The sequence below is a fragment of the Geobacillus proteiniphilus genome (assembly GCF_001908025.1).
In the GTDB taxonomy this organism is placed as follows: Bacteria; Bacillota; Bacilli; order Bacillales; family Anoxybacillaceae; genus Geobacillus; species Geobacillus proteiniphilus.
This window is the reverse complement of the sequence record NZ_MQMG01000053.1, coordinates 1-26141: the sequence shown is the minus strand read 5'-3', so window position 1 is coordinate 26141 and position 26141 is coordinate 1. Positions and strand designations below refer to the sequence as shown.

Genomic DNA, 26141 nt, shown 5'->3' with positions numbered 1-26141 from the left:
TAGAACATTAGAATAAAGGAGAGGTAATTTGAAGCTATACGGAGAGTTTACGAAACATGATTGGCTACAAGTCTTTCGCATTGATGAAAAGGACGTGCCGTCTGCCATGATTGTCCATGGAGCTTGGGAACACGAAACAAACTTGCAACAATGGAAACAAATTTTGCGCGAAACAACATGGAACCCGCATTGGAACTGTGTCGTCGGCCATTGGAAACATGAGCTGATCGGCTTTGCCAATGTGTTTGGAGGTCCAAGCGCCGCCGTGATTTGTCACCAGTTTGCTTCCCTCGGGACGCGGCGGTTTATTCAGACTGGCTACTTTGGAGGTCTATCGCGCAATGTACAGTTTGGCGACATTTTCATTGTTACTGGAGCGGAAATGGCAGACGGTGTTTCCCATTGGTATTTGCCGGATCAACAAATGGTCCAAGCCGATATACAACTAGTAGAAGCGGCAGTCCAATTTTGCGAAAAGAAACAGTATCGTTATGTCACCGGAACGGTCTTTACAACCGGAGCCATCATGGTGGAAACAAAAGAAATGGCAGAAGCGTGGGCGCAAAAAGGGCATATTGGGGTCGATATGGAAACAGCAACAACCTTAGCCGTGGCGAAAAAATTTGGCAAAAAAGCCGTCGCGCTTCTTAACTTATCCGATCATATTATCAAAGGAGATACTTTTTATACGGTAGATCCCGACCAACAGAAAAAGAAAAGAGAAACGGACGAAAAAATTCGCGAACTCGCCATATACTTATCTACATCATTTAATGATTTACCATAACTGTTTAAAAATCATAGGCGGCAAGAAGTTTCTTGCTGCTTATGCACATCTTATAACAAAAAAACACTGATCAAAACTTTTCGCTTTCGATAATCAACCGTAGCGTTTTTTCATTTAATCCGTTTTGGCAAAACTGAAATGAAGTTCCCGTCATTCTCTTCGCCCTATCGACAATTTGTCCTAAATGGTAGCTCGTATGTTCGACCAAGTGAAAGAGGTTATGCATATCGATGGCTGTGTAATTGTTCTCGTTGATCATATTTGTAATCTGATGTTTCCATTTATCAAAAGTTTCCTGAACGATGATAGACAGCATATCCGGTGTGAAATCTAACTGAGGAAAATATTCTTCAATTCCTTGATCGAACTTGATGTTACGCTGCAAATAGCTGAGCGTATTCCTTTTCACGTGTTCACAAATATGCAAAACGATACCGCCAACAGAGTTTAAACCTGGCGCATTACATTCCCACAATTGTTCCATATTCAATGTCTGAATCGAATGAAGCAATTTAGGCAGATGATGGTCATACATTCGATGCATAGCGATTTTAACAAATAGCTTCATTTCTTCCATTTCTAATCCTCCAGACGATGCTAAATAAAAAAGCATTTGAAAACGAAGCACCTTGTTCTCGTATTAGACGTTTTTTGTCATCGTGATGAATTCGATTCCCTTATCGTTGTAGAATGAATGTTTTTTTATCGAAACCAAATGGAATGACTCTTTTTGACGCTTCCATCATTAACCCTTTTTCCCCAATAATCCCCCGACAAAATAAAAAACCATTTCCGCTCGGTAATAATCAGGGGGACAAATCAGTTATTGATTATTGAAATGTATATAGTTTTTAAACAAAGTATAGGCGAACACCGTAAACAAGTGGTTGATCTTGTTTTCTTGGATCATCTTTTTGAACTCTGCAATCGGAAGCACGAATAACTCGATATTTTCCGTCAAATCCAGCTTTTGTTCACTGACCTTATAGCACTCCTTAATGAAATATGTTGTAATCGTGTTAGTGGAAATAGCGGGATTGGTGTAAAAGCTTCCTAGTTTCAAAGGAGCAGCATCCGATGTATACCCTGTTTCTTCAAGCAATTCCCTCATCACAGCTGATTCCAAATCTTCCTGTTCATCTACTTTCCCTGCAGGAACCTCAATGAAAAAGTCCTTTCCTCCATGTCTATACTGCTTCACCAATATGATTCATTATTTTGGGTGATAGCAACCATATTTACCCAATCAGGAAACTCATTGACATAATAATTTTCAATGATGTGACCATTAGGAAGGACCACTTTATCACTTCGCAAATTCCCAAATGGTGTTTGATAAATATATTCGCTTTTTATCACTTGCCACTTTTTCATCATAACATCTCCTTACAACCGCTGAAACTCCGGCGTTTCCATCAGGCGCGCGAAAAACCGTTGTTTCGCTTCTCGATACGCTTCCATACTTTTGCCTTCGTATGCCTTTTTCAATTCGTCATATTCCGCTCTGTATGTGTCATTCGCCAACAACACTTCACGGAATTTCCAAAAGATGTCCAATTCAGAACCGATGACGGTTAGTTGGACACCTAATGACGGATCGGTCGTATCATCTTGAAATGCGCGGAAATAGTCCGTTTGCACGCTTCCCTCATTGATTGCATATAAAGAGGACAGTTTCTCTACAGCAAAAGTAAATATTTCCGCAGGAACCCGCACTTGAATATCAAGATCCCCTTTGGTGAGGCTATTGGGAATCGCCGTGCTTCCAACGTGCTGAATATCCGCTTCCGGCAGCAGGCGCAAAATTTTTTCCTTCTGTTCCAAAAATGTTTTTTCTGCTTGTTCGTGAAAATGGCTTTGCTCAAAAAAATGCACAATTTCCATCTTGTTTCCTTCCAATTACAACAATTTTGCCATGTAATATTCATCAACATATTTTCCGTTTATCAACAGAGAATGCCGTTTGATCCCTTCTTGTTCAAATCCCATTTTGCGATATAACGATACCGCGCGCTGATTGTTGACGACTACCGTTAATTCCAACCGATGAATGCCTTTCGTGCGAGCCCAACGCTCCAATTCGGCAAATAGCATCGTACCGATTCCTTTTCCTCTATACGAAGCCAGCACGCCAATGACGATATATACCGTATGCTTATTTCGTCTCGCGCTCCCTCCTCTTGCCACTAGATACCCAACTAGCTTTCCGTCCGCCTCTGCCACCAGTATCGTGGAGTTTTCCTCATTCTGCATCGCTTCGATTTGGCTTCGCTGCAGCTCTGGAGTGAGCGTTCGTTCCCCTGCCTCAAACAACATAAACTCCGCTTCTTTTTCTACCCGCAAAATAAGATGAGCCAACGGTTCCGCATCGTCCACCGTCGCATGCCTTATTTTCACTCAGCTTCTCCCCCCTCTAAATATTCCCGCGCTAAATCGCGGCTGCGATACCTCCCCATCGCCGTTTTTATCTTTTTAAACCCTGCTTGCTGGTAAAATGGCTCGTTTCCCGTCGTGGCAATCAAATGAACGCAGGAAATATGCTGCAGCTGGTCAAGCAAATCTTCGACGATTGCTTTTCCGATGCCACGCCCTTGAAAATCGTGATGAACGACCACATCGTAAATCGCAGCATTAAACACGCCATCGGAAAGCGCACGGCCAAACCCAACGATGCGTCCGTTATAGACCGCAAGCGCAATCACGTTGCTTGCTTCAAACACCTGTTGGATAATTTCCACGGAATGTTTCGTCCATCCAACGGATTCGTACACATCTTTCATCTCTTGCCAATTCGCCTTGGATAAATCTCTATGGACGTGTATGTTCACCCCTATCCCCCCTTACTATCTCTCAAGCACATTGCGATTCAGTCTAGCTTATTGACATTGATTTGGGTCAATATTGATATTGTTAGTTCTCTTTAAAAAAATTTTTAAACACATTTTGTTTTAAATAACTGTAGATGAGCATTTTTCATTACAATAATTTCCATGGTTAGAGAGACAAACAGGGTACCCCTTACGCGATACGGAGCTGTTTTTTGATCACATCAATGGGAATATCTTGCTTTGCAGCGTCATAAATGAACTCGACGACGCTGTGGTCTTTCCGCGACCGAAGAAGCTCCAGCCCGGTGGAGAGGTTTTGTCGGGATTCGGCGATGCTGTACACGCAGGCCAACAGCACCACCGCCCAATACCGTTTCACCGCCCGAATGTGGCGAACGCGGTATCCATCCAGCTTCAGTTGATCTTTCGCCTGCCGGAAAAAGCACTCGATCGTCCAGCGCTGGGCGTAGTAACGCAAGATGTCTTCGTCCCCGAGTTCCCGGTCGGTGCTCAAGATGCAATGAAGATGTTCCGGCGCCATCGGCTGATCCGCCTTCCAAGCCAGCAGCACCACCGCGTCATCGAGGCCATGGATGGCCCCCTCATAGCGATACACGCGATAACGCTCCTGCCCCACCGTGACGAGGCGGGTGTCTTTGGACTCGATATAGCGGGCGAACTGCTTGGCTTGGATGGCGATGCCTTTCGGGTAGAGAATCCGGTTCGTCTTGAGCATCGCGATGACATGGAATCCCTGTTTCAAGCAGGCTTCAATGAGCTTTTTGGACGGATACCACGAATCCATGAGCACATACACCGGCTGAGCCCGCTTCACCTTGAGCGAGGAAAGCATCTCGATCGCCAGGTCGATCTTGCTTTTTCCCGCTTTCTTGTCATACAGGCGGAACGCAAATGGGAACGCCTGCGTGAAGGTGTGCACCATCAGCCAAACGAGCGAATGCCCCCAGACCGATTGATGATCTTTATGCGAGTAGTGCCAGTCGCACCCTTGAATGGCGTGCGCAGCCCGTGACGAAGGCTTCGTTTTTTGGCAAATCGTATCATCAATCGAAACAAAAAGGGGTTGATTCTTCCGTTTGGCCAGTCGTTCGACCTGGGAAAGGATCCACTCTTGAAGCTTCCCAAGCAGCCTTTCCTCGTTCCAAGGGCTTTTCGTGAAAAAGTGACGGAGCGTCGTTCGATGATTCGGGTGAAAGCTCCAGTAATGAATATCAGTCAATGTTCCCGAGAATCCCTTGGTGGTCAAGGCATCGACAATATGAATGAGATGCTTGATGACCGGTTTGGAAAGCTGCAGCGTCAACCCCAGCGTGAAGAAAAACTTGTGGATTCCTTGGTGATGTGCTAATCTATTCATGAGACATGAACCTCCTTGTGTGAATGGGTTTTGAGCACATCTATTTTACCCAAGGAGTCCGGTTCATGTCTCCTTTTTTGTTTGATTGTCAATTTATGTCAGTGAATTTGCTCATCTACAGTCCATGAAAAAAATCCTTTCTAACGTAGAGTGTTCGTTAGAAAGGATACCATGTTTTTGACGATGCACAAAGACCAAAATTCTTAACTTGATGGGTATGGGATACAGCCCCGCACATGCTTTGATGCAGGGCGCACTTCCTTTGGCTAGTTAATCCATCTGATCACTTTCGCCGGGTTCCCGCCGACGACCGCGTTGGCGGTTTCATTATACAAACGAACGAGCCGCCGCGCCCGCTCTCGTTCCTTGACGAGCTCCAAATCGGCGGGGCTGTACAAGTGTCCCGCCAACATCTTTTCTTTTTCGGTCTTCATCAAATCCCCTCCAACACTTCATGCATTCGTTTCATCCCCCATGGAATGGCGGGATCTTATCGCCCTTCGGAAAAACGGTTCCCTGTCATGGTTTCGATGCGCACGCCTTCTCGATAATAGGCCTCCATCACATCCTTTGGCACCATGCTTCCACCCGTCGCCCAGCCAATATGGGTGGCGTTTTTCATGTTTTCTTTCAAACCGTTTGCCTCTACGTACGTTTGCCCCGCCAAATCACGAAACAGCCGAACAGGCCCCGCCACCCCTGCCAAGGCGGACGGCTCTAAATAGATTTCCTCCGTTTCCACCATCGCCGCGAGCAAGCGGTAAAGCGTCGCATCGTCCACTGTATAGACGCCGCTGATGACGTTCTCAAGCATGTTCCCCACCAGCCGCGACGGCCGACCCACCGCCAGCCCGTCGGCTTCCGTCTTGTTATCGAGGCCAAAATCTTGCACCGACACGCGATCGTGCTGTCCTGTCATCAGGCCGAGCAACATGCAAGGCGAATGCGTCGGCTCGGCGAAAAAGCAATGGACATGATCGCCGTACACGAGCTTTAGGCCAAACGTCACCCCACCCGGACCGCCGCCGACGCCGCAAGGAAGATATACAAAGAGCGGGTGGTTTTCATCAACCGTGATGTTCATGTCCTCTAATTGCTTTTTCAGCCGAAACGCCGCCACCGCATAGCCTAAAAACAGATGGATCGAGTTCTCATCATCGATAAAATACGACGTTGGATCCTCGGCGGACTGTCTTCGCGCCTCTTCCACCACTTTGTTGTAATCAGTGAGATGTTCGATGACGGTGACCCCTTTGCTTCGCAATAAGTCTTTTTTCCATTGTTTCGCATCGGCTGACATATGAACGGTAACGCGGAACCCAAGCTTCGCCCCGATGATGCCGATGCTCAAGCCTAAATTTCCCGTCGAACCAACGACAAGCGAATAGCGGGAAAAGAACTGTCTGAATTCCTCACTGTCCATCACCGCATAGTCATCCCCCATGGTGATCATATGGTTTGCCAGAGCGAGTTCTTCCGCATGTTTCAGAACCTCGTAGATTCCCCCTCTCGCCTTGATCGATCCGGAGATGGGAAGATGGCTGTCACATTTCAGCAACAGCTCCCCTTCAATGTTGGTCTGAAACATCTTTTCCAAACGCTGTTTCATGTTCGGAATTCGCACTAAAGGGGATTCGATGATACCGTGGGCCGTTCGCGTCTCGGGAAAAACTTTCGCGATGTAGGGGGCAAAGCGGCGCAATCGCTCTTCGGCCTCCTTGACATCGCGCTCGCGTAAAGGAATCGTTCGAATGGCTTGCGCAAACGCGTGATATTTTGGATTGCGCCAAAATACCTCTTCGGCCGCCATGATCGTTTCAAGCAGCGGGAATTCCTTTACCCACTTTTGGATTTCGTTTTTGGTCATCATGCACCATTCTCTCCCATGCGTGTTTGTCGTTTCGTACCCTTGGCAGATGCCGGTCCAAAGTCCACTTCATGGTTTGCCGAACCGTTTGCCGTTTACCTTCAGTCTCGCGAAAACCGCTTCCATTGTCAATGGGGATGAAGGGAAATGGTTTGTGGATGACATTCGGGAGTGATCCCAGCCTTGTCGGAATGGCCAAGCGAGGCATGATCCGCTTTGAAAAATGTCTGTCTTTCCATTATGATGAAAGAGGCAAACCATATCGTGGAGATGATGATCATGAGCAATCGTCGCGATTTATCGCTTTTGTTTCTCGTGATGTTTTTGGTCATGGCCGGGTTTGGCATCATCATTCCCGTCCTTCCGTTTTACGCAGAAAAAATCGGCGCTTCCCCGACACAACTCGGCTGGTTGATGGCCGTTTATTCGCTCATGCAATTTTTATTTGCGCCGATGTGGGGGAATTTATCGGACCGCTATGGACGAAAGCCGATGCTGCTTGTCGGCATTTTCGGTTTGGCCCTTTCGTTTTTCTTGCTCGCCGTCGCGACAAAACTTTGGATGTTGTTTGCCGCTCGCATCATCGGCGGATGTCTATCGGCGGCCACGATGCCGGCCGCTATGGCGTACGTCGCAGATGTGACAACGGAAGAAGACCGGGGCAAAGGAATGGGGATGATCGGAGCGGCTGTCGGGCTTGGATTTATTTTCGGACCGGGGATCGGCGGCATATTTTCAAAAACGAGCTTGACCGCTCCGTTTTGGATGGCAGGCAGCTTGGCGCTCTTGACCGCTCTATTCGTTTTCGTTTTCTTGCATGAGTCGCTTCCGAGAGAAAAACGAATGAATATACGAACAAAGCGGCCATCGCTTGCGGCCGCCCTCCAAGGGCCTGTAGCGCGCCTATACTTACTGCAGCTGATCACAACGTTTTCCCTCGCCGGACTTGAAGCGACGTTCGCCTATTTTGCCGCTGAACGAGCGGGGCTTTCGTCGACGGAACTGGGCTACATCTTTATGATCATGGGGCTTGCAGGGGCCATCGTCCAAGGAGGGTTGCTTGGAAAACTGATCCGCTCATTCGGGGAAGGCGCTGTCATTCGTGTCGGGCTGTTCTTGTCAGCAGTTGGCTTTTTTCTCATTTTATTCGTTCACAGCTTTTGGACAGCCGCGCTCTATTTAACGATTTTCGGCATTGGCAACGGCGTCATCCGCCCGTGCGTCTCCGCCTTGTTAACGAAGCATACAGCGGATGGCCAAGGAAGCGCAACAGGCGTCTTATCATCGTTCGATTCGCTCGGCCGCATTGGCGGTCCGGCGATCGCCGGCTGGCTGTTCACCTTAAAGCCCAGTTTGCCATATGCGGCAGGAATTGCGCTTACATTCATTTCCTTTTCCGTTTTTCAATCGTTCCAACGCGCGATGATGCAAAAAGACACGTCCCTTTGATTCAAGAGGGGATGGGGGTGACCCGCTACACACGCAAGTGCAAGTCTTATGGATAAAAGGAGGAGGAGCGCCTTGAACATCGTTCCAACCAAACAGTTGGACCGCGCCATCGTCAACCAATTTTTCAACGACCATTGGGGAAGTCCGCAAATGGTTGTCTCGACCGGCATCTATACCTGCAGCGAGCTGGATGGATTTGCGGCTGTTGAGAATGGATCTCGGATCGTCGGGCTCATTACGTTTGTGATTCGCGGAAACGAATGCGAGATCATCTCGCTAGACAGCATAATGGAAAACCGCGGCATCGGCAGCGCCCTTTTGCATGAGGCAGAGGCATGGGCGAGACAACAAAGGTGCACCGCTGTTCAACTGATCACCACCAACGACAACTTGCATGCCCTTCGTTTCTACCAAAAGCGCGGCTACCAAATTGTGAATGTCTTTCCGAACGCTGTCGACAAGGCGCGACAAATCAAGCCAAACATTCCGAAAACAAGTCCTGACGGCATTCCTATTCGAGATGAGTTGTTGCTGGTCAAACCACTGGTGTGACACGAGGTGATGATGACGCCGCATCGAAAAAGAAGCACCGGCCTTCTCCCAAGACCGGTGCTTCTTTGTTTTGAACAACCCTCCACCTATGACGCCAGCCGCGAGGAGCGTCAAATTTCGGCGGCGATATGATACATGTAATAGACCCCATAGGCGATGCTGATGAGGGAGACGGTTTTCACGATCCATTGATTCATGACTTGCTGTTTCGCTTTCATCCAAACAAACGGAATCCCGAGAAACGTCGTGAACAGCATCATGCCGATGACCGTTCCTAGGCCAAAAATCAAAATAAAAGCAAGCGCCATCCAAGTTCCTTTGACCGTCGTCATCGTCAACAACACCATTCCGGCGCTGCCGGCTAAACCGTGGACGATGCCAATCAATGTCGATTTCACATGTAAATGATGAATATCGCCCTGGTGATGATGATCCAGCCTCATTGTCGAACGGAAACTAGCCATTCCTAGAATAACGATCATGATGCCGACGCCCATTTCGAGATAAGAAGCAATCTGTTCAGGAATTTGCCGCTCAAAGGCGATCATCGCCATCCCAACAACGAGCAGCGTCAACGTATGGCCAATTCCCCAAAACATGCCGGCCAGCGATGAAAGGGACAGTTTTTTCGTCCGGCTGGCAATGGTCGAAACGGCAATGACATGATCCGGTTCCGTCGCATGTTTCATTCCAAGCAGCAATCCAAACAAGAGCACAGGCCATATCGTTCCCATTGTCTTCTTCCTTTCCCTTGTCAATATTTCCTCCAACAGACTGGCGCTTTCTCACCGCATTGTTGGCGAATGAACTGTTGGACGCGTTGGAATATCGCTTCGATGACCGATGTTTCATACGCCAATATACGTACAGAAAAGCCTGGAACGGCCGCCGCTGAAAAACCGCAGCGAACCTCTTGCGGCATCTCTTCCATGAATTGGTTGAACTGTTCTAACACTTCCTTTGTGATAAACGGAGAAAGAGCCACGAATGATCCGACATGCGTGTAGCCGCCGAGCTGCAGCATGCTCGTTAAGTGCTGCCGCGAGTCCAAGTACAGATGATCAAACAGAACGAGCACCTCGTCTTGATACACCTTCAGTTTCGAACGAATCCAATCGTAGCGGAACAGCTGTCCGCTCTCCGCCCAACCTGGCGTGATGATCTCCCCGTACATAAACGTCGAACGGTTTGTTATATAGACGACCGTCTCCTGGATAAAACGGGCTTGCTCGTAGGCAATGAGAGGATCGGGAAAATATTCGAGAACACTTTCGTCCCCCAAGGAAAATTGCGTATATTGCCAAACAGGCGCATGCGGAGTTTTGTACACTTTTGTCGCCGCTTGCGTCGTCATCATCAGTCTAGCGTGAGGCTCCAGCTTCATATTGATCTCGTAGCGGTCTCCATCGACGTACCCTCCCCCAACGTGGACAAGATATAACGTCGGATGAGCAGGATCGAGATAAACAGGGCGCATCAGTTTCAGCGCTCCTTCATTATAGCTGTCCAAAATGACGGTGCGGCCGTTTCTGAAGGACGCTGTACATTGCAAACGCCCGGTCCAGCTCATTCTTCCAGCCCTGCCAGCAGCACCTGTTTTTCGATCCAATCCACAACGTCAAAAAGCCCGATCTCTTCTTTTAAATTCGTAAAAATGACCGGTTTCGCCCCTCGCGCCGCTTTGGCGTCCCGCTCCATCACTTCCAGGCTGGCGCCGACGTAAGGAGCCAAATCAATCTTATTAATCACGAGCAAATCCGACTTAATCATCCCTTGCCCGCCTTTGCGCGGAATTTTCTCCCCTTGGGCGACGTCGATGACGTAAATGGAGAAATCAACCAACTCCGGGCTGAAGGTCGCCGCCAAGTTATCGCCGCCGCTCTCGATAAAAATGAGTTCCACATCTGGATGGCACCGCTTCAATTCGTCGATGGCGGCAAAATTCATTGATGCATCTTCGCGAATGGCCGTATGCGGGCATCCGCCCGTTTCGACGCCGATAATCCGATCTTCCGGCAAGACGCTATGTTTGATTAAAAACTGAGCGTCTTCTTTTGTATAAATATCGTTCGTGATGACCGCAATGCTAAAACGGCGATGCATCGCCCGCGTCAGCTTCTCGACAAGCATCGTTTTGCCGGCGCCGACCGGGCCGCCAATGCCGATTCGTACGGGTTCCATCATGATATTCCCCCTTCTTCGTTTTCCATTCAAACCCAAATAGGCGCTGTTTTGTTTGTCCAACATTACGACATAAACAACCGGACGGGAAGGCGTTCATGTTGCATTTGCGCGATTTCCAGACCAACGGCTGCCGTCCCAAGCTCCTCTTCGTCGAGCGCCTCGATGATGCTTGCGGCATGAATCAAATATGGCTGCACCATGACGAGCAGCTTTTGCCCGTCCGTTTGGCCGAGGGGAATGCCTCGGACCGCGTTTTGCACCATCGTTTGCACGGCGGTAAATAAATATGTCAACACGGTCGTTCGCTTCGACGCTTCGATTTTGCGGCCAACCGCCGCAAACACGATGGCCGGATGAATGGACTGCTTCGTTTGCACGATCTCATCGAGTTCATCGACCGAATAAATGTGGCGGCACAGTTTCCATAAGCGCTCCCCGATCATTCTCGTTCCTTCTCGCGTTTCCTTCGCCAGGCAGAGGGCAAACAGCGTTTCGTTCAGCCGCTGCAGTCCTTCCATGCTGTTGGCTTCCAACTGCTCATAGGCGATCCGGCACGCTAATCCATCCGTATACGTCAGCTGGGTCTGGATATAAACGACAAGCGCTTCACGAAACGTTTTGGCATCGCAAATTTGTTCATTGTACATGTATGTTTCAAACCCAAAGGAATGGGAAAATGCTCCAGACGGAAAATTCGAATCTGAGAGCTGCAGCAGCCACAACAGCTGTTGGTCAGTCATGGCGGTGGCCGATATGGCGAAACGCTTGTTTTACTTTCCGTTTTTCCCGCTTGTACGGGATGGCGAGCTGCTGAAGCAGCTCTTCGACTAAATAGTCATATTGGACGAGCATTTCCCCTTCCTCGAATTGGGCGGGCAAATGGCGGTTGCCGAGCTGATGAGCGATCTCCCCCATTTGTTTCAACGAAACCGGCTTTATAACAAGCAAATCCTCGGGAAGAACGGAAACAACGATCGCGTTATGGTCATCCATCCACAATACATCTCCATCCGCCAATTCTTTAGCTTCCTTTAGGCGAATGCCAAGTTCCCGCCCGTGATCGGTCACGACCCGCTGGATTCGTTTCACTAAATCGTCGCTTGCCATGTACACCCGTTCGATGTGCGGGGGGAGAGAAGGGAGGGTTTGAATATTGCCGATAATCGTTTCAATAATCATCATCATCACCTCAAAAAAGAAAATATCGTTGCGCCATGGCCACCACTTCGGCCGGCTCGCACGTAATGAGCCGCCCGTCGACCTTCACTTCATACGTCTGCGGATCGACATCGATTTGGGGCATGGCGTTGTTGAATACCATATCGTGTTTAGTCAAAGAGCGAATGTTTCCAACCGGCTTGACGATTTTGTGCAGCCCCAGCTTGTCCGGAATGCCGCGCTCGAACGCCGCTTTGGATAAAAAGGTGATGGACGTTTTCGCGATGGCGGCGCCATAGCTGGCGAACATCGGGCGGTACAGCGCGGGTTGCGGCGTCGGAATGCTGGCGTTCGGGTCGCCCATCACGCTGTAGGCGATCATCCCGCCTTTGATGACGAGCTCAGGCTTGACCCCGAAAAAAGCGGGATGCCAAACGACCAAATCCGCGAATTTTCCGACTTCCACCGAGCCGACATATTCGGCAATCCCATGCGTAATGGCTGGATTGATCGTGTATTTGGCTACATACCGTTTGACGCGAACATTATCGCCCCGCCCCGTTTCCTCCGGCAAGCGGCCAAACTGTTTTTTCATTTTGTCGGCCGTTTGCCACGTGCGTAAAATGACTTCACCGACGCGCCCCATCGCTTGCGAGTCGGAACTGATCATGCTGAACGCGCCGATGTCGTGCAAAATATCTTCAGCAGCAATCGTTTCTTTGCGGATGCGCGAATCGGCAAAGGCAATGTCTTCCGGAACGGACGGATCTAAATGATGGCACACCATTAACATATCTAAATGCTCATCAAGCGTGTTTTTCGTATACGGCCGCGTCGGATTCGTGGAAGAAGGCAAAATGTTCGGGAAGCTGGCGACTTTCATAATATCGGGCGCATGCCCCCCTCCGGCTCCTTCCGTATGGTATGTATGAATGACGCGCCCGTTAATGGCCTTCAGTGTATGCTCGACAAACCCGCCTTCATTCAATGTATCGGTATGAATGGCGACTTGCACATCGTACTCATCCGCCACTCGCAAGCACGCATCAATCGCCGCCGCCGTCGTTCCCCAGTCTTCATGAAGTTTGAGTCCAATCGCTCCGGCGCGGACTTGCTCAGCGATCGGCTCTTTCGCCGATGCGTTGCCTTTTCCTAAAAAACCGATATTCATCGGGAACGCTTCGGCGGCTTCAAGCATCCGGTAAATGTTCCACTCTCCCGGCGTGCACGTCGTGGCATTCGTTCCGGTCGCCGGCCCGGTCCCGCCGCCGATCATCGTCGTAATGCCCGATGATAGAGCAGTTTCGATTTGCTGCGGGCAAATGAAATGGATATGGGCGTCGACCCCGCCGGCTGTCACGATTTTTCCTTCCGCCGCGATCACTTCCGTTGAGGCGCCGATGACAATATTGACGCCATCCATTAACAGCGGATTCCCAGCCTTGCCGATGGCGGCGATGTTTCCATCTTTGATCCCGATATCGGCTTTGTAAATGCCGGTGTAATCAACGATGACGGCATTCGTCAGCACTAAATCGACCGCTTCGTCGCGGGTTGCGAGCGGATGTTGCCCCATCCCGTCGCGAATCACCTTCCCACCGCCGAATTTCACTTCATCGCCGTAAACCGTATAGTCATGCTCAATTTCAACCCATAAGTCCGTATCCGCCAACCGGATGCAGTCCCCAGTCGTCGGCCCAAACATATCCGCGTATTGCCGTCTTGACATGGAAAAACTCATTCTCTTACTCTCCCTTCTTGCTGCCATCAAGCGGACCGTTGACCATATTGTTTAATCCGTACACCCGGCGCTCGCCGGAGAACGGAACAAGCTCTACTTGCTTCGCATCTCCGGGCTCAAAACGAACCGCTGTCCCGGCTGGAATGTTCAAATGTTTTCCGTACGCCGCCTGCCGGTCAAATTCAAGAAATGCGTTGACTTCAAAAAAGTGAAAATGGGAACCAACCTGCACCGGGCGGTCGCCGCGGTTTACAACCGTCAGTTTCGTGGCCGATTTTTGTCGATTGCACACAATCGGTTCCTCACGCAATCGGTATTCTCCTGGGATCATATCATCACTCCTCTGTCCGCAGTCATGAAATCGTCCAGCGCCGTTACGACCGGATCGGCTGGTGGACAGTGACGAGTTTCGTGCCGTCCGGAAACGTCGCCTCGACTTGAATCTCGTCGATCATGTCAGCGACGCCTTCCATCACATCATCGCGTGTCAAAATCGTCGCGCCGTATTGCATCAACTCCGCCACCGTCCGCCCGTCGCGGGCGCCTTCCAACAGCTCATACGTAATGAGCGCCACCGCTTCCGGATAATTCAGTTTCAATCCTCGTTCTTTCCGGCGGCGCGCCAAATCGGCGGCCACGACGATCAACAGCTTTTCCTGTTCGCGCGGAGTCAGTTTCACTCATCTCTCCCCCTCTTGAATGCTCCCACCTATACTCGCAGGTTCAAGAAATCTCTCATCGCTAACCCGCGGCCTGTGGCTTAAACAGCAAGAAATGATTGAATATAAGTCAAATCAGCCCCATCGACATCCCCCTTCGCCACGACAGTGCCGCGATCCAAAATATAGAAACGATCGGCACAAGAAAACGCCAGCTCCACGTTATGTTCGACCAATACGATGCCAACCTGTTTTTCTTCGGCGATTTTCATAATCACATCATGAATCAACTCAACGATCGATGGCTGAATGCCTTCCATCGGTTCATCAAGCAAGAGCAGTTTCGGCCGGCCGGCCAACGCGCGGGCGATGGCCAGCTGTTGCTGCTGTCCACCGCTTAAATCCCCTCCTTTTCGCTGGCGCATCTCTTTTAAAATCGGGAACAGCGCGTACATTTCCTCAAGGATCGGCTGAGGACGGACGTTCTCGGCCTGCGCTTCCAACCCGAGAAGGATATTTTCTTCCACTGTCAGCGCGGAGAAAATTTCCCTCCCTTGCGGCACATAGCCGATCCCTGCCCGCGCCCGACGCTCCGGCGGCCATCGCGTGATATCTTCTCCTTCCCATTCGATCACGCCTGACATCGGGCGAATCAACCCGATGATCGTTTTCATCAACGTCGTTTTGCCGACTCCGTTTCTGCCCAACACCGCCGTCACCCGGCTGAGAGGAATGTCCATGCGAACTTGATCGAGCACAACGCTTTCGTCATAGCCAGCGGTTACATTCCGGAGGCATAACACGCGTTTTTCCTCCTTCCAAGATACACATCGATGACTTGTTCGTTTTGCTGCACCTCATCAATCGAGCCTTCGCACAATACTTTTCCTTCATGCATGACCGTCACTTGCTTCGAATAACGGCGGACAAAGTCCATATCATGCTCCACAATGATCACCGCACAATGTTTGGCGATTTCGTGCAGCCATTCCCCCGTGCGCTCCCGTTCCGCCGCGCTCATGCCGGCAATCGGCTCATCCAATAGGAGGAGCTGCGGACGCTGAATGAGCTGCATGCCGATTTCCAACCACTGCTTTTGGCCATGAGACAGGGTGCCCGCTAAGCGATGACGTTCATCAAGCAATCCAATTCTCTCTAGTTGTGCTGCCATGATCTCTTCCTCTTCTCCGGTCCGCTTCGCCCGCAAAACAGAACGCAGACGCCGGTCTTGTCGCATGGCCAACTCCATATTTTCCCATACCGTCAAAAATGGAAAAATGGAAGGGCTTTGAAACTTCCGGGCGATCCCCATTTGCACAATTTCATATTCGGGCCGTTTCGTGATGTCATGGGAGAAAAACAGCACTCGGCCGTCCGTCGCTCTCGTCCGTCCGCAAATGACATCGAGCAGCGTCGTTTTCCCCGCTCCGTTCGGGCCGATCAAAAACCGCACTTCATGAGGGTAAACCGCGAGATCAACACCTTGCAAAGCACGAAATCCATCGAAGTCAACGACGACGTCACGACACATCAACACGGGCTTCACGTTCATGCCCCCTTTTTGCTTTGATGCGAACGGCAACGAGCGATTCATAAATGCCCGCCAATCCTTTCGGAACCAATAACACGACAACGACAAACAGCGCGCCTAACAAAAGCAGCCATAGATCCGGATAATTTTCGCTTAAAAAGCTTTTCGCCGTGTTCATGACAATCGCGCCAATGATCGCGCCCATGAGCGATTGGCGTCCGCCGACAGCGGCCCATAACACCATTTCGATCGAAGGAATAATCCCCATCATCTCCGGGGAAATGAGCCCGACTTGCAGGACAAACAACGCCCCAGCCACCCCGGCAAAGGCTGCTGACAAACTATACACAAACACTTTATAGACGGTCGGATTGAATCCTAAAAAACGAACCCGGTTTTCCGCGTCGCGAATCGCGATGAGCACCTTCCCCAACCGTCCGGACGTCAAGCGGCGCGCCGCGACGAAAATGAGAGCGAGACAGGCCGTTGTCAGCCAATACAAAACGATTTGGGTGAGCGGCGATGACAGCGAAAAACCAAACACGGTCGAAAAATTGGTCAAGCCGTTCGTTCCGCCTGTCCATTCTTGCTTGCCGATAAACAACGTAACAAACACGACAACAACCGCCTGGGAAAGGAGAGAAAAATAGACACCTTTAATCCGATTTTTAAACGTTAAATAGCTTAATAGCGCAGCGAGCAACGTAGGAAGAGCGATCGCGGCGGCGATGGCCACCATAGGATGCGCAAACGGCTTCCAAAACCACGGCAGTTCGCGCACGCCGCTCCATTCCATAAAATCAGGCAAATGCCCTCGCGAAGCTTCGAGCTTCAAATACATCGCCATGCAATAAGCGCCTAACCCGAAGTACACCCCATGGCCGAGGCTCAAAATGCCGGTATAGCCCCAAATGAGGGAGATGCCGACCGCCACGATGGCAAAGCAAAGAAATTTGCCGAGCAGGGACAAGCGGAACTCGGTCAAATAAAACGGCGCAAGAAACAAGGCGGCAAAAAACAGCCAGTATCCCCAACGTTTGTTCACCATGCTCCCCCCTCAATCGAGCGACCGCGTTCTCACGCTAAGAAGACCGGATGGTTTCCATTGCAAGAAAGCAATAATCAAAACGAACACAATGACTTTGGCAATGGTGGCGCTTGTGGAATATTCGACGAACGTCGAAATCAAACCAATGCCAAATGCCCCCAGCAGCGTCCCGGCCAGTTTTCCCACTCCCCCTAAAATGACGACCATAAACGCATCGACAATATAGTATGTGCCGATCGTCGGCCCGATCGGCCCAAGCAAGGTCAACGCGCATCCCGCCACCCCCGCCAACCCTGAACCGATGGCAAACGAGTAAGCATCGACCTTTTGCGTGGCAATGCCGAGGCAGGCTGCCATCGACCGGTTCATGGTGACGGCTTGAATGCGTCGGCCAGCTCGTGTTTTCATTAAATACATATAGAGAAAGAAAACGATCGCCAACACAAGGCAAAGAATAAACAACCGTTTATACGGAAACACTGCCCCAAACAAGCGGATTCCGCCATCCAGCCAGCTTGGCGGCACAACCGCCACGTTGGGCGCCCCAAAGATGAGACGGGCGGTCTGTTGCAAAATCAAACTGATCCCCCATGTAGCCAACAAACTGTCCAACGGACGGCGATACAAATGGCGGATCAAACTTTTTTCCAGCCCCCATCCAAGCAGAGCGGCTGCCAAAAATGACAATGGAATGGCGGCGACAAAATACAGCCCTGCCGAGTGCGGCATATGGCTAGTGAACCATTGCTGGATGACATAGGTCGTATACGCTCCGACCATCATCAGTTCACCGTGCGCCATATTGATGACGCCCATCAGCCCGAACGTGATCGCCAACCCAATGGCAATCAAAAGCAAAATCGAACCGACGCTCAGCCCGTTGAATAATTGGTCAATGAACATCGCCATCCCCCCTCTCATGTCCGCTGGGCGAGAAGGAAGGAAATCCCTTCCTTCCAAGTGAACTATTCACTTAATCCTTTCGCCCATGGGTAGCTCTTTAAATACGGATCTGGCTTCACCGGCTGGCCGGAATTCCATAACTCTTTGAATTGTCCGTCCGCTTGGATTTCGCCAATGCGCACCGTTTTCCATAGATGCTGCGTTTCCCCGTCAATTTTCACCGTTCCTTCCGGCGCCTTGTATTCAAGGCCGGCCGCCGCTTTTTTCACTTGATCAACATCAAAGGAACCGGCTTTTTTCACCGCTTCGGCCCATAAATGAACGGCTGTATACGCCGCTTCAATCGGGTCATCCGTCACGCGGTCTTGTCCATACTTTTCTTTATACTTTTGTACAAATGCCTTATTCTCCGGTGTATCGGTCGTCTGGAAATAGTTCCACACAGCCAAATGACCGGCCAACACATCCGGCCCGATCCCGCGGATTTCTTCTTCTGCGATGCTGACGGACATCACCGTCACGTCTTTCGGCGTGATGCCAGCGTCTTTCAACTGTTTGAAAAAGGCGACATTGCTATCGCCGTTGAGCGTATTGAAGACGACAGCCGGTTTCACTTGTTTGATTTTGCTGATAATGGTGCTATAATCGGTATGGCCGAGCGGCGTATATTCTTCCCCGACCACTTGCCCTCCTTCGGCCTTCAGCTGAGCCTTGATGATTTTGTTGGCTGTCCGCGGAAAGACGTAATCCGACCCAAGCAAGAAAAACGTTTTGCCGCGGTTTTTCAAGAGCCAGCTGACCGCCGGAACGATTTGTTGATTCGTCGTCGCCCCGGTGTAAAAGATGTTCGGTGATGACTCCATCCCTTCATATTGCACCGGATACCAAAGCAGCCCATGGTTTTGCTCCACAACCGGAAGCATCGCTTTGCGGCTCGCCGATGTCCAACCGCCAAAAATGGCGGCCACTTGATCTTTTTGCAGCAGTTTTTTCGCCTTTTCGGCAAACGTCGGCCAGTCGGACGCTCCATCTTCCACAACCGGTTCAATCTTCTTGCTGAGCAGCCCGCCCGATGCATTGATTTCCTCAATGGCCATTAACTCGGCATCGCGCAGCGACACTTCACTGATGGCCATCGTTCCGCTTAACGAGTGCAGGATTCCTACTTTGACCACATCCCCTTCTTTGCCAGCCGAAGATGAATCATTTTGATTCTCGTTTTTGGCTTGATCCACTGCTGATGACGCCGCACATCCCCCAAGAGCAAAAACACTGACGCATAAAAGCAGCCATAATTTCCACATGAATGCTGGTTTCATTCGCACACCCTTCCCCCTATTCATTTGAAACATCGATGAATTCCTGCCCCTCGTTCATCTAAAAGAGCGCATCCCTCCCTTGTTCCTCAAAAGCGATGCATGTTCTCCACGTTGAGGATTTGTTCTTGATTAGCAGTATAAGGCCCACGTTTCACGGACTCAACATATTTGTCATATTTTATTACATATTTTTGTTATATTTATTATCAATCATCTTCCGACCAATCAGCCAGGTCGAAAAACAAAACATGCCCCAAAAAGGCACACATGCACCTTTTTGGGGCAGCGTTCATTTCACAAGCGACAAATCCACTCCAATGACCCCGACAATTTGACCGTTATGATCCCTAATGGGAGCGGACACCGTGACGCAAAGATGTTTCGTCAATGCCGATACATACGGATCGGAAACATACACTGTTCCTCTACAAGCTTCCTGAAACCACGACCGGACTTTGGCGTTGACCAATCCGGCTGGCGGGTTCGAATACACAAACGTGCCATCAAGACGATTCGACCAGACGGCCTCAATTTCTCCGTTCTGGGATAAAAATTGGTCCAACACTCGTCGGTGCATGGCCTCATCCATTTGTTCCAACGGAGCTGACTGAAGCAAAGCCGATAATTTATGAATCGTGTTTTTCACCACCGCATCATCTACAGAAATCGTTTCCCTCATCCAATCACGCCCGACCGTTTGTTGCAGCTCCTCCGCTGTCTTTTGCAACGCTTCGTTAATGCGTAAAATCTGTCCGACGCTCTCGTGCTGTTCGTTCATATCCGCAGTCACTCGCTCGACAAACCGTTGATTTTCCCGGCTCAATTGCACGATTTCTTCAAGCAGGCCGGCGATTTCTTTCACGCTGTCCGACTGTCCAGACGCCGACTGGACAGAAGAGGAGACGAGGTCCGTCATATCATTCAGCTGCCGCTGCAACGAATGAAGGAACGCCATAATCGCTTCCATCTCTTTTTCTTCGACATCGATTTGCTTTGTTTCTTCGCGAACGATATCGGTCGTCGCTGCGATTTCGCGTTGAATGAGCGACAAAATGTCTTGCGTTTGCTGGACGGCTTCGGACGTTTGGCTCGCCAGCATGCCGATTTCGCGCGCGACGACCGCAAACCCGCGCCCATGTTCTCCCGCACGAGCCGCCTCAATATTGGCATTGAGCGACAAAATTTTCGTTTTCTGCGAAATCTCGCCGATCGCTGATATAATTTCATTGATGCGTCGCGAATGATGAACGAGATGGTCCATTTGTTCCAATAACGTTTCATGGTGGGAGCGCAGTGTTCGAATTTCTTTTTGCAACGTCTCCAATGAATTCCATGAATGCAGCCAATGTTCGGAAAACTGCTGGCTGCTCGCATACATATCACGCGAAGATGCAGCGATTTCCCTAGCCGCCTCCTCGATTGTTCGCATTTTGTTCGCCACTTTTTCCGTATACTCCACCGTTTTCTCGCTATGGTCCATCAGCTCTGCCGCACTATTCCGGCTTGAATCGGAAATGTCATTCAGCGAAAGTGCCGCCATCTTCATCTGTTCCATCGCTGCTTTGAGCTGATCAACCGCCACAACAATTTGCCTTGCAATTTGTTGCGGTCCTCCCTGCGTTTCCTCACGTCGAGGCTGATCCAGTTCGCGCTTTATTTTTCGTTCCGCACGTCTCGCAAAAATCAACAGGCGTCACTCCTTATGTCATTTTTTATTACATAATTATAATATAAAATATAACAAAAGGACATATAAAAATAAGACGCCCGTTCTTCTAAAAACGAGCGTCTTGCCTGGAAAAGGCTAGAGAACCATATTCAATAACAAAATGAAGACAAACGCCACCACCGAAATAATCGTTTCCATGACTGTCCATGTCATGAGCGTTTCTTTCACCGTCATGCCGAAATATTCTTTGATCATCCAGAAGCCGGAGTCATTGACGTGCGACAAGATCAACGAACCCGCGCCGGTCGCCAAGACAAGCAGTTCCATATTCGTTCCCGGCATGGTAGCCGCGATGGGGGCAACGATGCCGGCAGCGGTCATCATCGAGACGGTCGCCGATCCCGTCGCTACGCGAATGAGCGCCGCAATGCCCCAGCCTAACAGGAGCGGAGAGAAGTGCGAGTGTTTCGCCACTTCCGCGATTTGTTCGCCGATGCCGGAATCAAGCAGCACTTTGTTGAATGCGCCGCCCGCCCCGATGACAAGCAGGATGTTCGCGACCGGGCCGAGGCAGTCGTTGGCAAATTTCAAGACAGCGTCGCGGTTGAAGCCGCGGGCGTAGCCTAAGCTGAAGAACGAATAAACCGTCGCGATCAAGAGCGCAACAATCGGGTCGCCGATAAAGCGCAACACTTTCGCCGCTTCTGACTTTTGATCAAGCGTCACGTTTGCCACAGAGGCAATCAACATCAAAATGACCGGAAGCAAAATCGTGAACAGCGTATTGCCAAAGCCAGGAAGCTCACGTGCTTCTTTATGCTGCACAAGCTGTTCGGCAATCTCCGCCGGCACTGTTTTGTGCAGGCGCGAACCGATCCATTTGCCATACAGCGGACCGGCAATAATGGCGGTCGGCAAGCCGACGATGATCGAGTAAAGAATCGTTTTTCCGACATCCGCCTTAAAAATGCCGACTGCCGCCATCGCGGCTGGGTGCGGCGGGACAAGCCCATGCACGACAGACAAACCAGCGACAAGCGGAATGCCGATCGTCACAAGTGAAATGCCCGTTTCCATCGCGATCGTAAAGACGAGCGGAATGAGCAATACAAACCCCACTTGGAAAAAGACTGGAATCCCAACTAAAAACGCGACGACCATCATTGCCCAGTGGACGCGTTTTTGGCCAAAGCGGTCGATCAACGTTTTCGCAATGCGCTCAGCGCCGCCCGATTCGGCCATCATTTTGCCGAGCATCGTCCCGAGCGCCAAGACGATCGCCAAAAAGCCGAGCGTGTTGCCAAGCCCCGCCTTGATCGAGTCAATGATGCCCGGCGTTTCCGGAGACGGCGCGATAAGCGGCATGCCCATCGCCAGTCCGACGCCGACGGACACTAAAATGAGTGCGACAAACGGATGCATTTTCGCCATAGTAATGAGCAATAATAACACGATAATAGCAGCAACAACAATGGCGATTTCCATCACAAGCTCCCCCTTTATCTTTGAGATAAATCGATTTAGTGAACAAAGCAAACGTTTTCAGATCTTTGAAGGAAAGAGCTAAATCGATTTAGCGCCCGATCATAGCCAGCTAAATCGATTTAGTCTTCCTCCCTTTACCCACTCCGCCGCTGAAACGCAGCGATGATGTCAAATTCCTCTTTCAATCGCTCATACAAGCGGGCATACAAATCAAACAGTTCAGCGTAAATGAGCGTATGTTCTTCCTTCGGCTCATGGCGGGCCGTTGTGTCGATCCACGTTTTCACCGTTTCCAGCGACGGCAGCTCGCCTAACGCGTAAAGCGCCACCGCAGCCGCCCCCAGCGCCGACGCCTCGTGCGTCTGCGGCACGATGAGCGGTTTGCCGAGCATATCGGCAAGCATTTGCCGCCAAAACGGCGATTTGGCAAATCCGCCCGAGACGCGGATTTCTGACATCGGCCCGGTTGCATCGCGAATGGCCAAGGCGACGGATAGGATGCTGAAGCAGACGCCTTCCATGACAGCGCGGATGAAATGCTCGCGCTTATGATGAAGGCCAAGGCCAAAAAACGTCCCACGCGCGTTCGCATTCCAGTACGGCGCCCGCTCGCCCGACAAAAACGGCAAAAACACCAGCCCCTCGGATCCAGGCGGAACACGTTCGGCGTATTTCGTCAACAAATCGTATGGATCCATTCCGAGCTTTTTCGCCACTTCCCGCTCCTGGGCGCCGAACTCATCGCGCAGCCAGCGAAGCAAGATGCCGCCGTTGTTCGTCGGCCCGCCAACGACCCAATAGCCGGGCGTCAACGCATAACAAAACGTCCGCCCTTTTTCATCGGTCGTCGGTTTTGCCGCAATCGTCCGCACCGCCCCGCTCGTTCCGATCGTGATGGCCGCTTCACCTGGGAGCACCGCCCCGACGCCGACGTTGGCGAGCACGCCGTCGCTTGCTCCGACGACAACAGGCACATCCGGAGCGACTCCCATTTTTTCCGCCCATTCTCTTTTCATCCCGGTCATGACATGAGTGGCGGGAACGAGCCGCGGAAGCTGGTCGCGGCGAATGCCGACAAGAGCGAGCGCCTCTTCGTCCCAATCGAGCGTGTCCAACCGGAATAAACCAGTCGCCGATGCCATCGAATGGTCAGCGACGTAATCACCGTACAGACGATATAGCACATAGTCTTTCACCGACACAAACCGGTGCGTTTGCTGAAATACGTTCGGCTGCTCCTCCTTGAGCCAAAGCAATTTCGATAGCGGCGACATCGGGTGGATCGGTGTCCCCGTCCGCCGATAAATATCAAGCCCGTTCTGTTCTTTCAACAGCCGCTCCGCTTGGGCGACGCTTCGGTTGTCAGCCCAGATCATGAGGCGGGTAAGCGGCCGCCCGGATCCGTCAAGCGCCATGATCGAGTGCATCGCCGCGCTCAAGCCCATCGCTTTCACCTGCTCTGGGCGGATGCCGTGGCGGATCGTCACCGCTCCGACCGCTTGAACGACCGCCGCAAACAGCTCTTCCGGATCCTGCTCCGCAAACCCCGGGTGCGGCTGGATGATCGGATAGTCGATCGCATGAGAGGCCAGCACCCTCCCCTGCTCGTCAAACACGACCGCTTTCGTACTTGTCGTTCCAATATCAATCCCAATGACGACGTCCCCATGAATCGCCATCGTTTCTCCTCCCTTCCTCATGCCTTCTCCCGTCTGATCGCTGTCCTTTCCATCAACACCGGGGAGAAACGAAACACGCGCGGGCTGTCGGCATGATTCGAATCCATTTGTTCAAACACACGCTCCGCCGCTTTTTTTCCCATCGCAAACGTTGGCTGGGCGATCGTCGTCAACGCCGGTGTATAAATATCGGCAAACGGCACATCGTCAATATTGATGATCGCCAGTTCATCCGGCATACGGATGCCCGTCTCCTTCACAAACCGCAAAACGCCCATTAACGTCAAGTCGTTAATCGCAAACAAGGCGTTTGGCCGCTCCGATTCCATGAACCGCTTCTTCAGCTCCCCAGGCAGCGCGGCAGGTTCAGCGGCGATGACGTTTTGATCGCCGACTTCAAATCCCCTTTTCTCCATGGCCGCCCGAAACCCTTCAAATCGTTCCATCCGCGGCACGTTGTAAGGGACAAGCGGCGGGGTGACAATGGCAATCCGGTCGTAGCCATAGGAAGCGAAATACTGAACCGCCATTTCCGCTGCACCTGCATTATCAAGCAGCACGCTGTCCGCCTCCACCCCCGGCACCATCCGGTCGACAAACACAAGCGGAAAGCGCTCCTCGACAAGGCGGCGGTAGACCTCTTCATTTTTCCCTGTCGGAAACACGATCAGCCCGTCCACTTGTTTCGCCAGCAACATGTCAACATATTTTTTCTCCTTTTCCGAATCATCGCCGGAGTTGCAGACAATGACTTGAAACCCGCGCTTTTGGCATTCCTCTTCAATGGCGTGCAGCACTTGCGTCGTCAACATATGAAGCATGTTGAACACAATCACGCCAATGGTCGCTGTCGTCTTTTGCTTTAAGCTGCGGGCGATGACGTTTGGCTGATAGCCAAGTTCCTCAATCGCTTGAGCGATGCGCTTTCTTGTTTCCTCGCTCATATATTCATAGCGTTTGTTCAAGTATTGCGAGACCGTGCTTTTCGAAACGTTGGCCAATTTCGCGACATCAGCCATCGTTACTTTTTTCAATCGGGATCCCTCTCTCGCACTAAATCGATTTAGTTCAAAAGCGTTTTCATAAACCGGTTTAGCTTTATTATAAACCAAGTGAAAGCGGTTTACAATAGTTTTTGATTGAAATCCTAAAGCGGTGTTTTCTGCAAAGAAAAAATACAGAGTTTCGCAACGAAAAGTGCAGAGAATTACAACTTGACATGGAGCCTCTGGGGGCGTGATTAAAAAGCCAGGAAGCCAGCAATATCAAGGGCTGGCTATGCCTAAAAAGACTATCACGCCCCCCTCTCCATGTAAAGTTGGCCTAAGCCAAATTCTCTGCAGATCTCTGCATTTTTATTTTGCAATAAACAAAAGCGGCAGAGAAAGTTCGAAAATCCAACGTTCTTCTTCTTTTCGCACCTTTTGAATCAAAACGTCTGGTCAATCGATGAGTTCTTTGATAAACGGAGAATACATGCGAATGTTCCTCCAATGGTTTGGTCACCTTTACCATACAGGAACATTCGCATTTTTTGTACCCTCTATTTTTCCTATGCATACCTATCTTAAAATCTCAAGTACAACTTGTGGTGAAGAGCCGATATTTTTTATTTTTGTAAATATATTACTATTTTAAATGGTAATAAAGGCTCTTTTTTTTATTTCTAATAAAATAAAATTTTAATTGTAAAAATATTAAATCAAAGGAGGTATCTGTATCTTATAAAAAATCCTTCCTGCTTTCTCCAATTGTACTTTAGGCCTCGTTGGTGCATCGGGGATTCCAATGGAGTATGCTAAGGGGATGTGTATTTCGGAAAATGTCCTTGCGAGCGGTAAAAGTAAAATTCAGTACAAGTAAAGCCATGTGTAGGTTGTTTTTGAAGAAAGGATATATATATA

General features: G+C 50.4%; 28 protein-coding genes and 1 pseudogene. 3 read left to right on the top strand and 26 right to left on the bottom strand.

Features of this window, described 5'->3' with window-relative positions:
• Positions 1-28: 28 nt before the first annotated feature.
• Positions 29-787, top strand: coding sequence for a nucleoside phosphorylase (locus BRO54_RS15475; protein ID WP_074044502.1), 759 nt, complete (start codon positions 29-31; stop codon positions 785-787).
• Positions 788-857: 70 nt separating this feature from the next.
• Here BRO54_RS15475 and BRO54_RS15470 read toward each other — a convergent pair whose 3' ends face one another.
• From BRO54_RS15470 to BRO54_RS15435, 9 genes and pseudogenes are all read right to left on the bottom strand, one after another.
• Positions 858-1355: a hypothetical protein gene (locus tag BRO54_RS15470; protein ID WP_074044504.1), complete on the bottom strand. Its 498-nt coding sequence runs from the start codon at positions 1353-1355 to the stop codon at positions 858-860.
• Positions 1356-1610: 255 nt separating this feature from the next.
• Entirely contained in the window at positions 1611-1988 is a 378-nt protein-coding gene (locus BRO54_RS15465; protein WP_161496661.1) for an NUDIX hydrolase, read from the bottom strand.
• Complete coding sequence (locus BRO54_RS19880) at positions 1985-2161, bottom strand: hypothetical protein (protein WP_161496660.1); 177 nt, start codon at positions 2159-2161, stop codon at positions 1985-1987. The genes BRO54_RS15465 and BRO54_RS19880 overlap by 4 nt, the downstream gene beginning before the upstream one ends.
• Positions 2162-2173: 12 nt before the next feature.
• Positions 2174-2671, bottom strand: a complete 498-nt coding sequence (locus tag BRO54_RS15460) for a GrpB family protein (protein WP_074044501.1) — start codon at positions 2669-2671, stop codon at positions 2174-2176.
• A 15-nt stretch (positions 2672-2686) separates the two neighbouring features.
• The gene (locus tag BRO54_RS15455) at positions 2687-3184 is read right to left on the bottom strand and encodes a GNAT family N-acetyltransferase (RefSeq protein WP_074044500.1); all 498 of its coding nucleotides are present in this window, start codon (positions 3182-3184) and stop codon (positions 2687-2689) included.
• Complete coding sequence (locus BRO54_RS15450) at positions 3181-3567, bottom strand: GNAT family N-acetyltransferase (protein ID WP_420809670.1); 387 nt, start codon at positions 3565-3567, stop codon at positions 3181-3183. Before BRO54_RS15450 ends, BRO54_RS15455 begins: the two co-directional genes overlap by 4 nt.
• A gap of 238 nt (positions 3568-3805) precedes the next feature.
• On the bottom strand, positions 3806-4993 hold the full coding sequence (locus tag BRO54_RS15445) for an IS701 family transposase (RefSeq protein WP_033027772.1): 1188 nt from the start codon (positions 4991-4993) through the stop codon (positions 3806-3808).
• A 320-nt stretch (positions 4994-5313) separates the two neighbouring features.
• Positions 5314-5427: pseudogene (locus BRO54_RS15440) on the bottom strand (maltose acetyltransferase domain-containing protein); the annotation flags it as partial.
• A gap of 56 nt (positions 5428-5483) precedes the next feature.
• Positions 5484-6863 (bottom strand): D-serine ammonia-lyase, encoded by a 1380-nt coding sequence (locus BRO54_RS15435; RefSeq protein ID WP_074044498.1) that lies wholly within the window; start codon positions 6861-6863, stop codon positions 5484-5486.
• A 276-nt stretch (positions 6864-7139) separates the two neighbouring features.
• On the opposite strand from BRO54_RS15435, the gene BRO54_RS15430 reads away from it, so the two are divergent.
• Both BRO54_RS15430 and BRO54_RS15425 read left to right on the top strand, forming a co-directional pair.
• Entirely contained in the window at positions 7140-8309 is a 1170-nt protein-coding gene (locus tag BRO54_RS15430; RefSeq protein ID WP_074044503.1) for an MFS transporter, read from the top strand.
• A 72-nt stretch (positions 8310-8381) separates the two neighbouring features.
• Complete coding sequence (locus BRO54_RS15425) at positions 8382-8861, top strand: GNAT family N-acetyltransferase (RefSeq protein WP_074044497.1); 480 nt, start codon at positions 8382-8384, stop codon at positions 8859-8861.
• Positions 8862-8971: 110 nt separating this feature from the next.
• On the opposite strand, the gene BRO54_RS15420 is transcribed toward BRO54_RS15425, so the two are convergent.
• The 17 genes from BRO54_RS15420 to BRO54_RS15340 form a co-directional block, all read right to left on the bottom strand.
• On the bottom strand, positions 8972-9595 hold the full coding sequence (locus BRO54_RS15420; protein WP_050367337.1) for an urease accessory protein UreH: 624 nt from the start codon (positions 9593-9595) through the stop codon (positions 8972-8974).
• A gap of 20 nt (positions 9596-9615) precedes the next feature.
• The gene (locus BRO54_RS15415; protein WP_074044496.1) at positions 9616-10431 is read right to left on the bottom strand and encodes an urease accessory protein UreD; all 816 of its coding nucleotides are present in this window, start codon (positions 10429-10431) and stop codon (positions 9616-9618) included.
• A complete protein-coding gene (gene ureG, locus BRO54_RS15410) occupies positions 10428-11042 on the bottom strand; it encodes an urease accessory protein UreG (RefSeq protein WP_025039018.1) in 615 nt (204 codons plus the stop codon). The genes BRO54_RS15415 and ureG overlap by 4 nt, the downstream gene beginning before the upstream one ends.
• Before the next feature lie 65 nt (positions 11043-11107).
• Positions 11108-11785 (bottom strand): urease accessory protein UreF, encoded by a 678-nt coding sequence (locus BRO54_RS15405; protein WP_021321543.1) that lies wholly within the window; start codon positions 11783-11785, stop codon positions 11108-11110.
• Entirely contained in the window at positions 11778-12224 is a 447-nt protein-coding gene (ureE, locus tag BRO54_RS15400; RefSeq protein WP_021321542.1) for an urease accessory protein UreE, read from the bottom strand. The genes BRO54_RS15405 and ureE overlap by 8 nt, the downstream gene beginning before the upstream one ends.
• Positions 12225-12234: 10 nt before the next feature.
• The gene (gene ureC / locus BRO54_RS15395; RefSeq protein ID WP_023633743.1) at positions 12235-13944 is read right to left on the bottom strand and encodes an urease subunit alpha; all 1710 of its coding nucleotides are present in this window, start codon (positions 13942-13944) and stop codon (positions 12235-12237) included.
• A 4-nt stretch (positions 13945-13948) separates the two neighbouring features.
• Positions 13949-14275, bottom strand: a complete 327-nt coding sequence (locus BRO54_RS15390) for an urease subunit beta (RefSeq protein ID WP_021321540.1) — start codon at positions 14273-14275, stop codon at positions 13949-13951.
• A gap of 43 nt (positions 14276-14318) precedes the next feature.
• Positions 14319-14624, bottom strand: coding sequence for an urease subunit gamma (locus BRO54_RS15385; RefSeq protein ID WP_011231418.1), 306 nt, complete (start codon positions 14622-14624; stop codon positions 14319-14321).
• 80 nt (positions 14625-14704) lie between these two features.
• On the bottom strand, positions 14705-15406 hold the full coding sequence (gene urtE, locus BRO54_RS15380; RefSeq protein ID WP_074044495.1) for an urea ABC transporter ATP-binding subunit UrtE: 702 nt from the start codon (positions 15404-15406) through the stop codon (positions 14705-14707).
• Positions 15385-16149, bottom strand: coding sequence for an urea ABC transporter ATP-binding protein UrtD (gene urtD / locus BRO54_RS15375; RefSeq protein ID WP_013145134.1), 765 nt, complete (start codon positions 16147-16149; stop codon positions 15385-15387). The genes urtE and urtD overlap by 22 nt, the downstream gene beginning before the upstream one ends.
• The gene (gene urtC / locus BRO54_RS15370; RefSeq protein ID WP_021321539.1) at positions 16124-17182 is read right to left on the bottom strand and encodes an urea ABC transporter permease subunit UrtC; all 1059 of its coding nucleotides are present in this window, start codon (positions 17180-17182) and stop codon (positions 16124-16126) included. The genes urtD and urtC overlap by 26 nt, the downstream gene beginning before the upstream one ends.
• A 9-nt stretch (positions 17183-17191) precedes the next feature.
• Positions 17192-18091, bottom strand: a complete 900-nt coding sequence (urtB, locus tag BRO54_RS15365) for an urea ABC transporter permease subunit UrtB (RefSeq protein ID WP_031205812.1) — start codon at positions 18089-18091, stop codon at positions 17192-17194.
• A gap of 56 nt (positions 18092-18147) precedes the next feature.
• Positions 18148-19404, bottom strand: a complete 1257-nt coding sequence (urtA, locus tag BRO54_RS15360; RefSeq protein ID WP_021321538.1) for an urea ABC transporter substrate-binding protein — start codon at positions 19402-19404, stop codon at positions 18148-18150.
• Between the two features lie 289 nt (positions 19405-19693).
• Positions 19694-21091: a methyl-accepting chemotaxis protein gene (locus tag BRO54_RS15355; protein WP_033845417.1), complete on the bottom strand. Its 1398-nt coding sequence runs from the start codon at positions 21089-21091 to the stop codon at positions 19694-19696.
• A gap of 117 nt (positions 21092-21208) precedes the next feature.
• Complete coding sequence (locus BRO54_RS15350; RefSeq protein WP_020960061.1) at positions 21209-22558, bottom strand: GntP family permease; 1350 nt, start codon at positions 22556-22558, stop codon at positions 21209-21211.
• A 134-nt stretch (positions 22559-22692) separates the two neighbouring features.
• Complete coding sequence (gntK, locus tag BRO54_RS15345) at positions 22693-24237, bottom strand: gluconokinase (RefSeq protein WP_074044494.1); 1545 nt, start codon at positions 24235-24237, stop codon at positions 22693-22695.
• A 17-nt stretch (positions 24238-24254) separates the two neighbouring features.
• On the bottom strand, positions 24255-25271 hold the full coding sequence (locus BRO54_RS15340; protein ID WP_062898671.1) for a LacI family DNA-binding transcriptional regulator: 1017 nt from the start codon (positions 25269-25271) through the stop codon (positions 24255-24257).
• Positions 25272-26141: the final 870 nt, after the last annotated feature.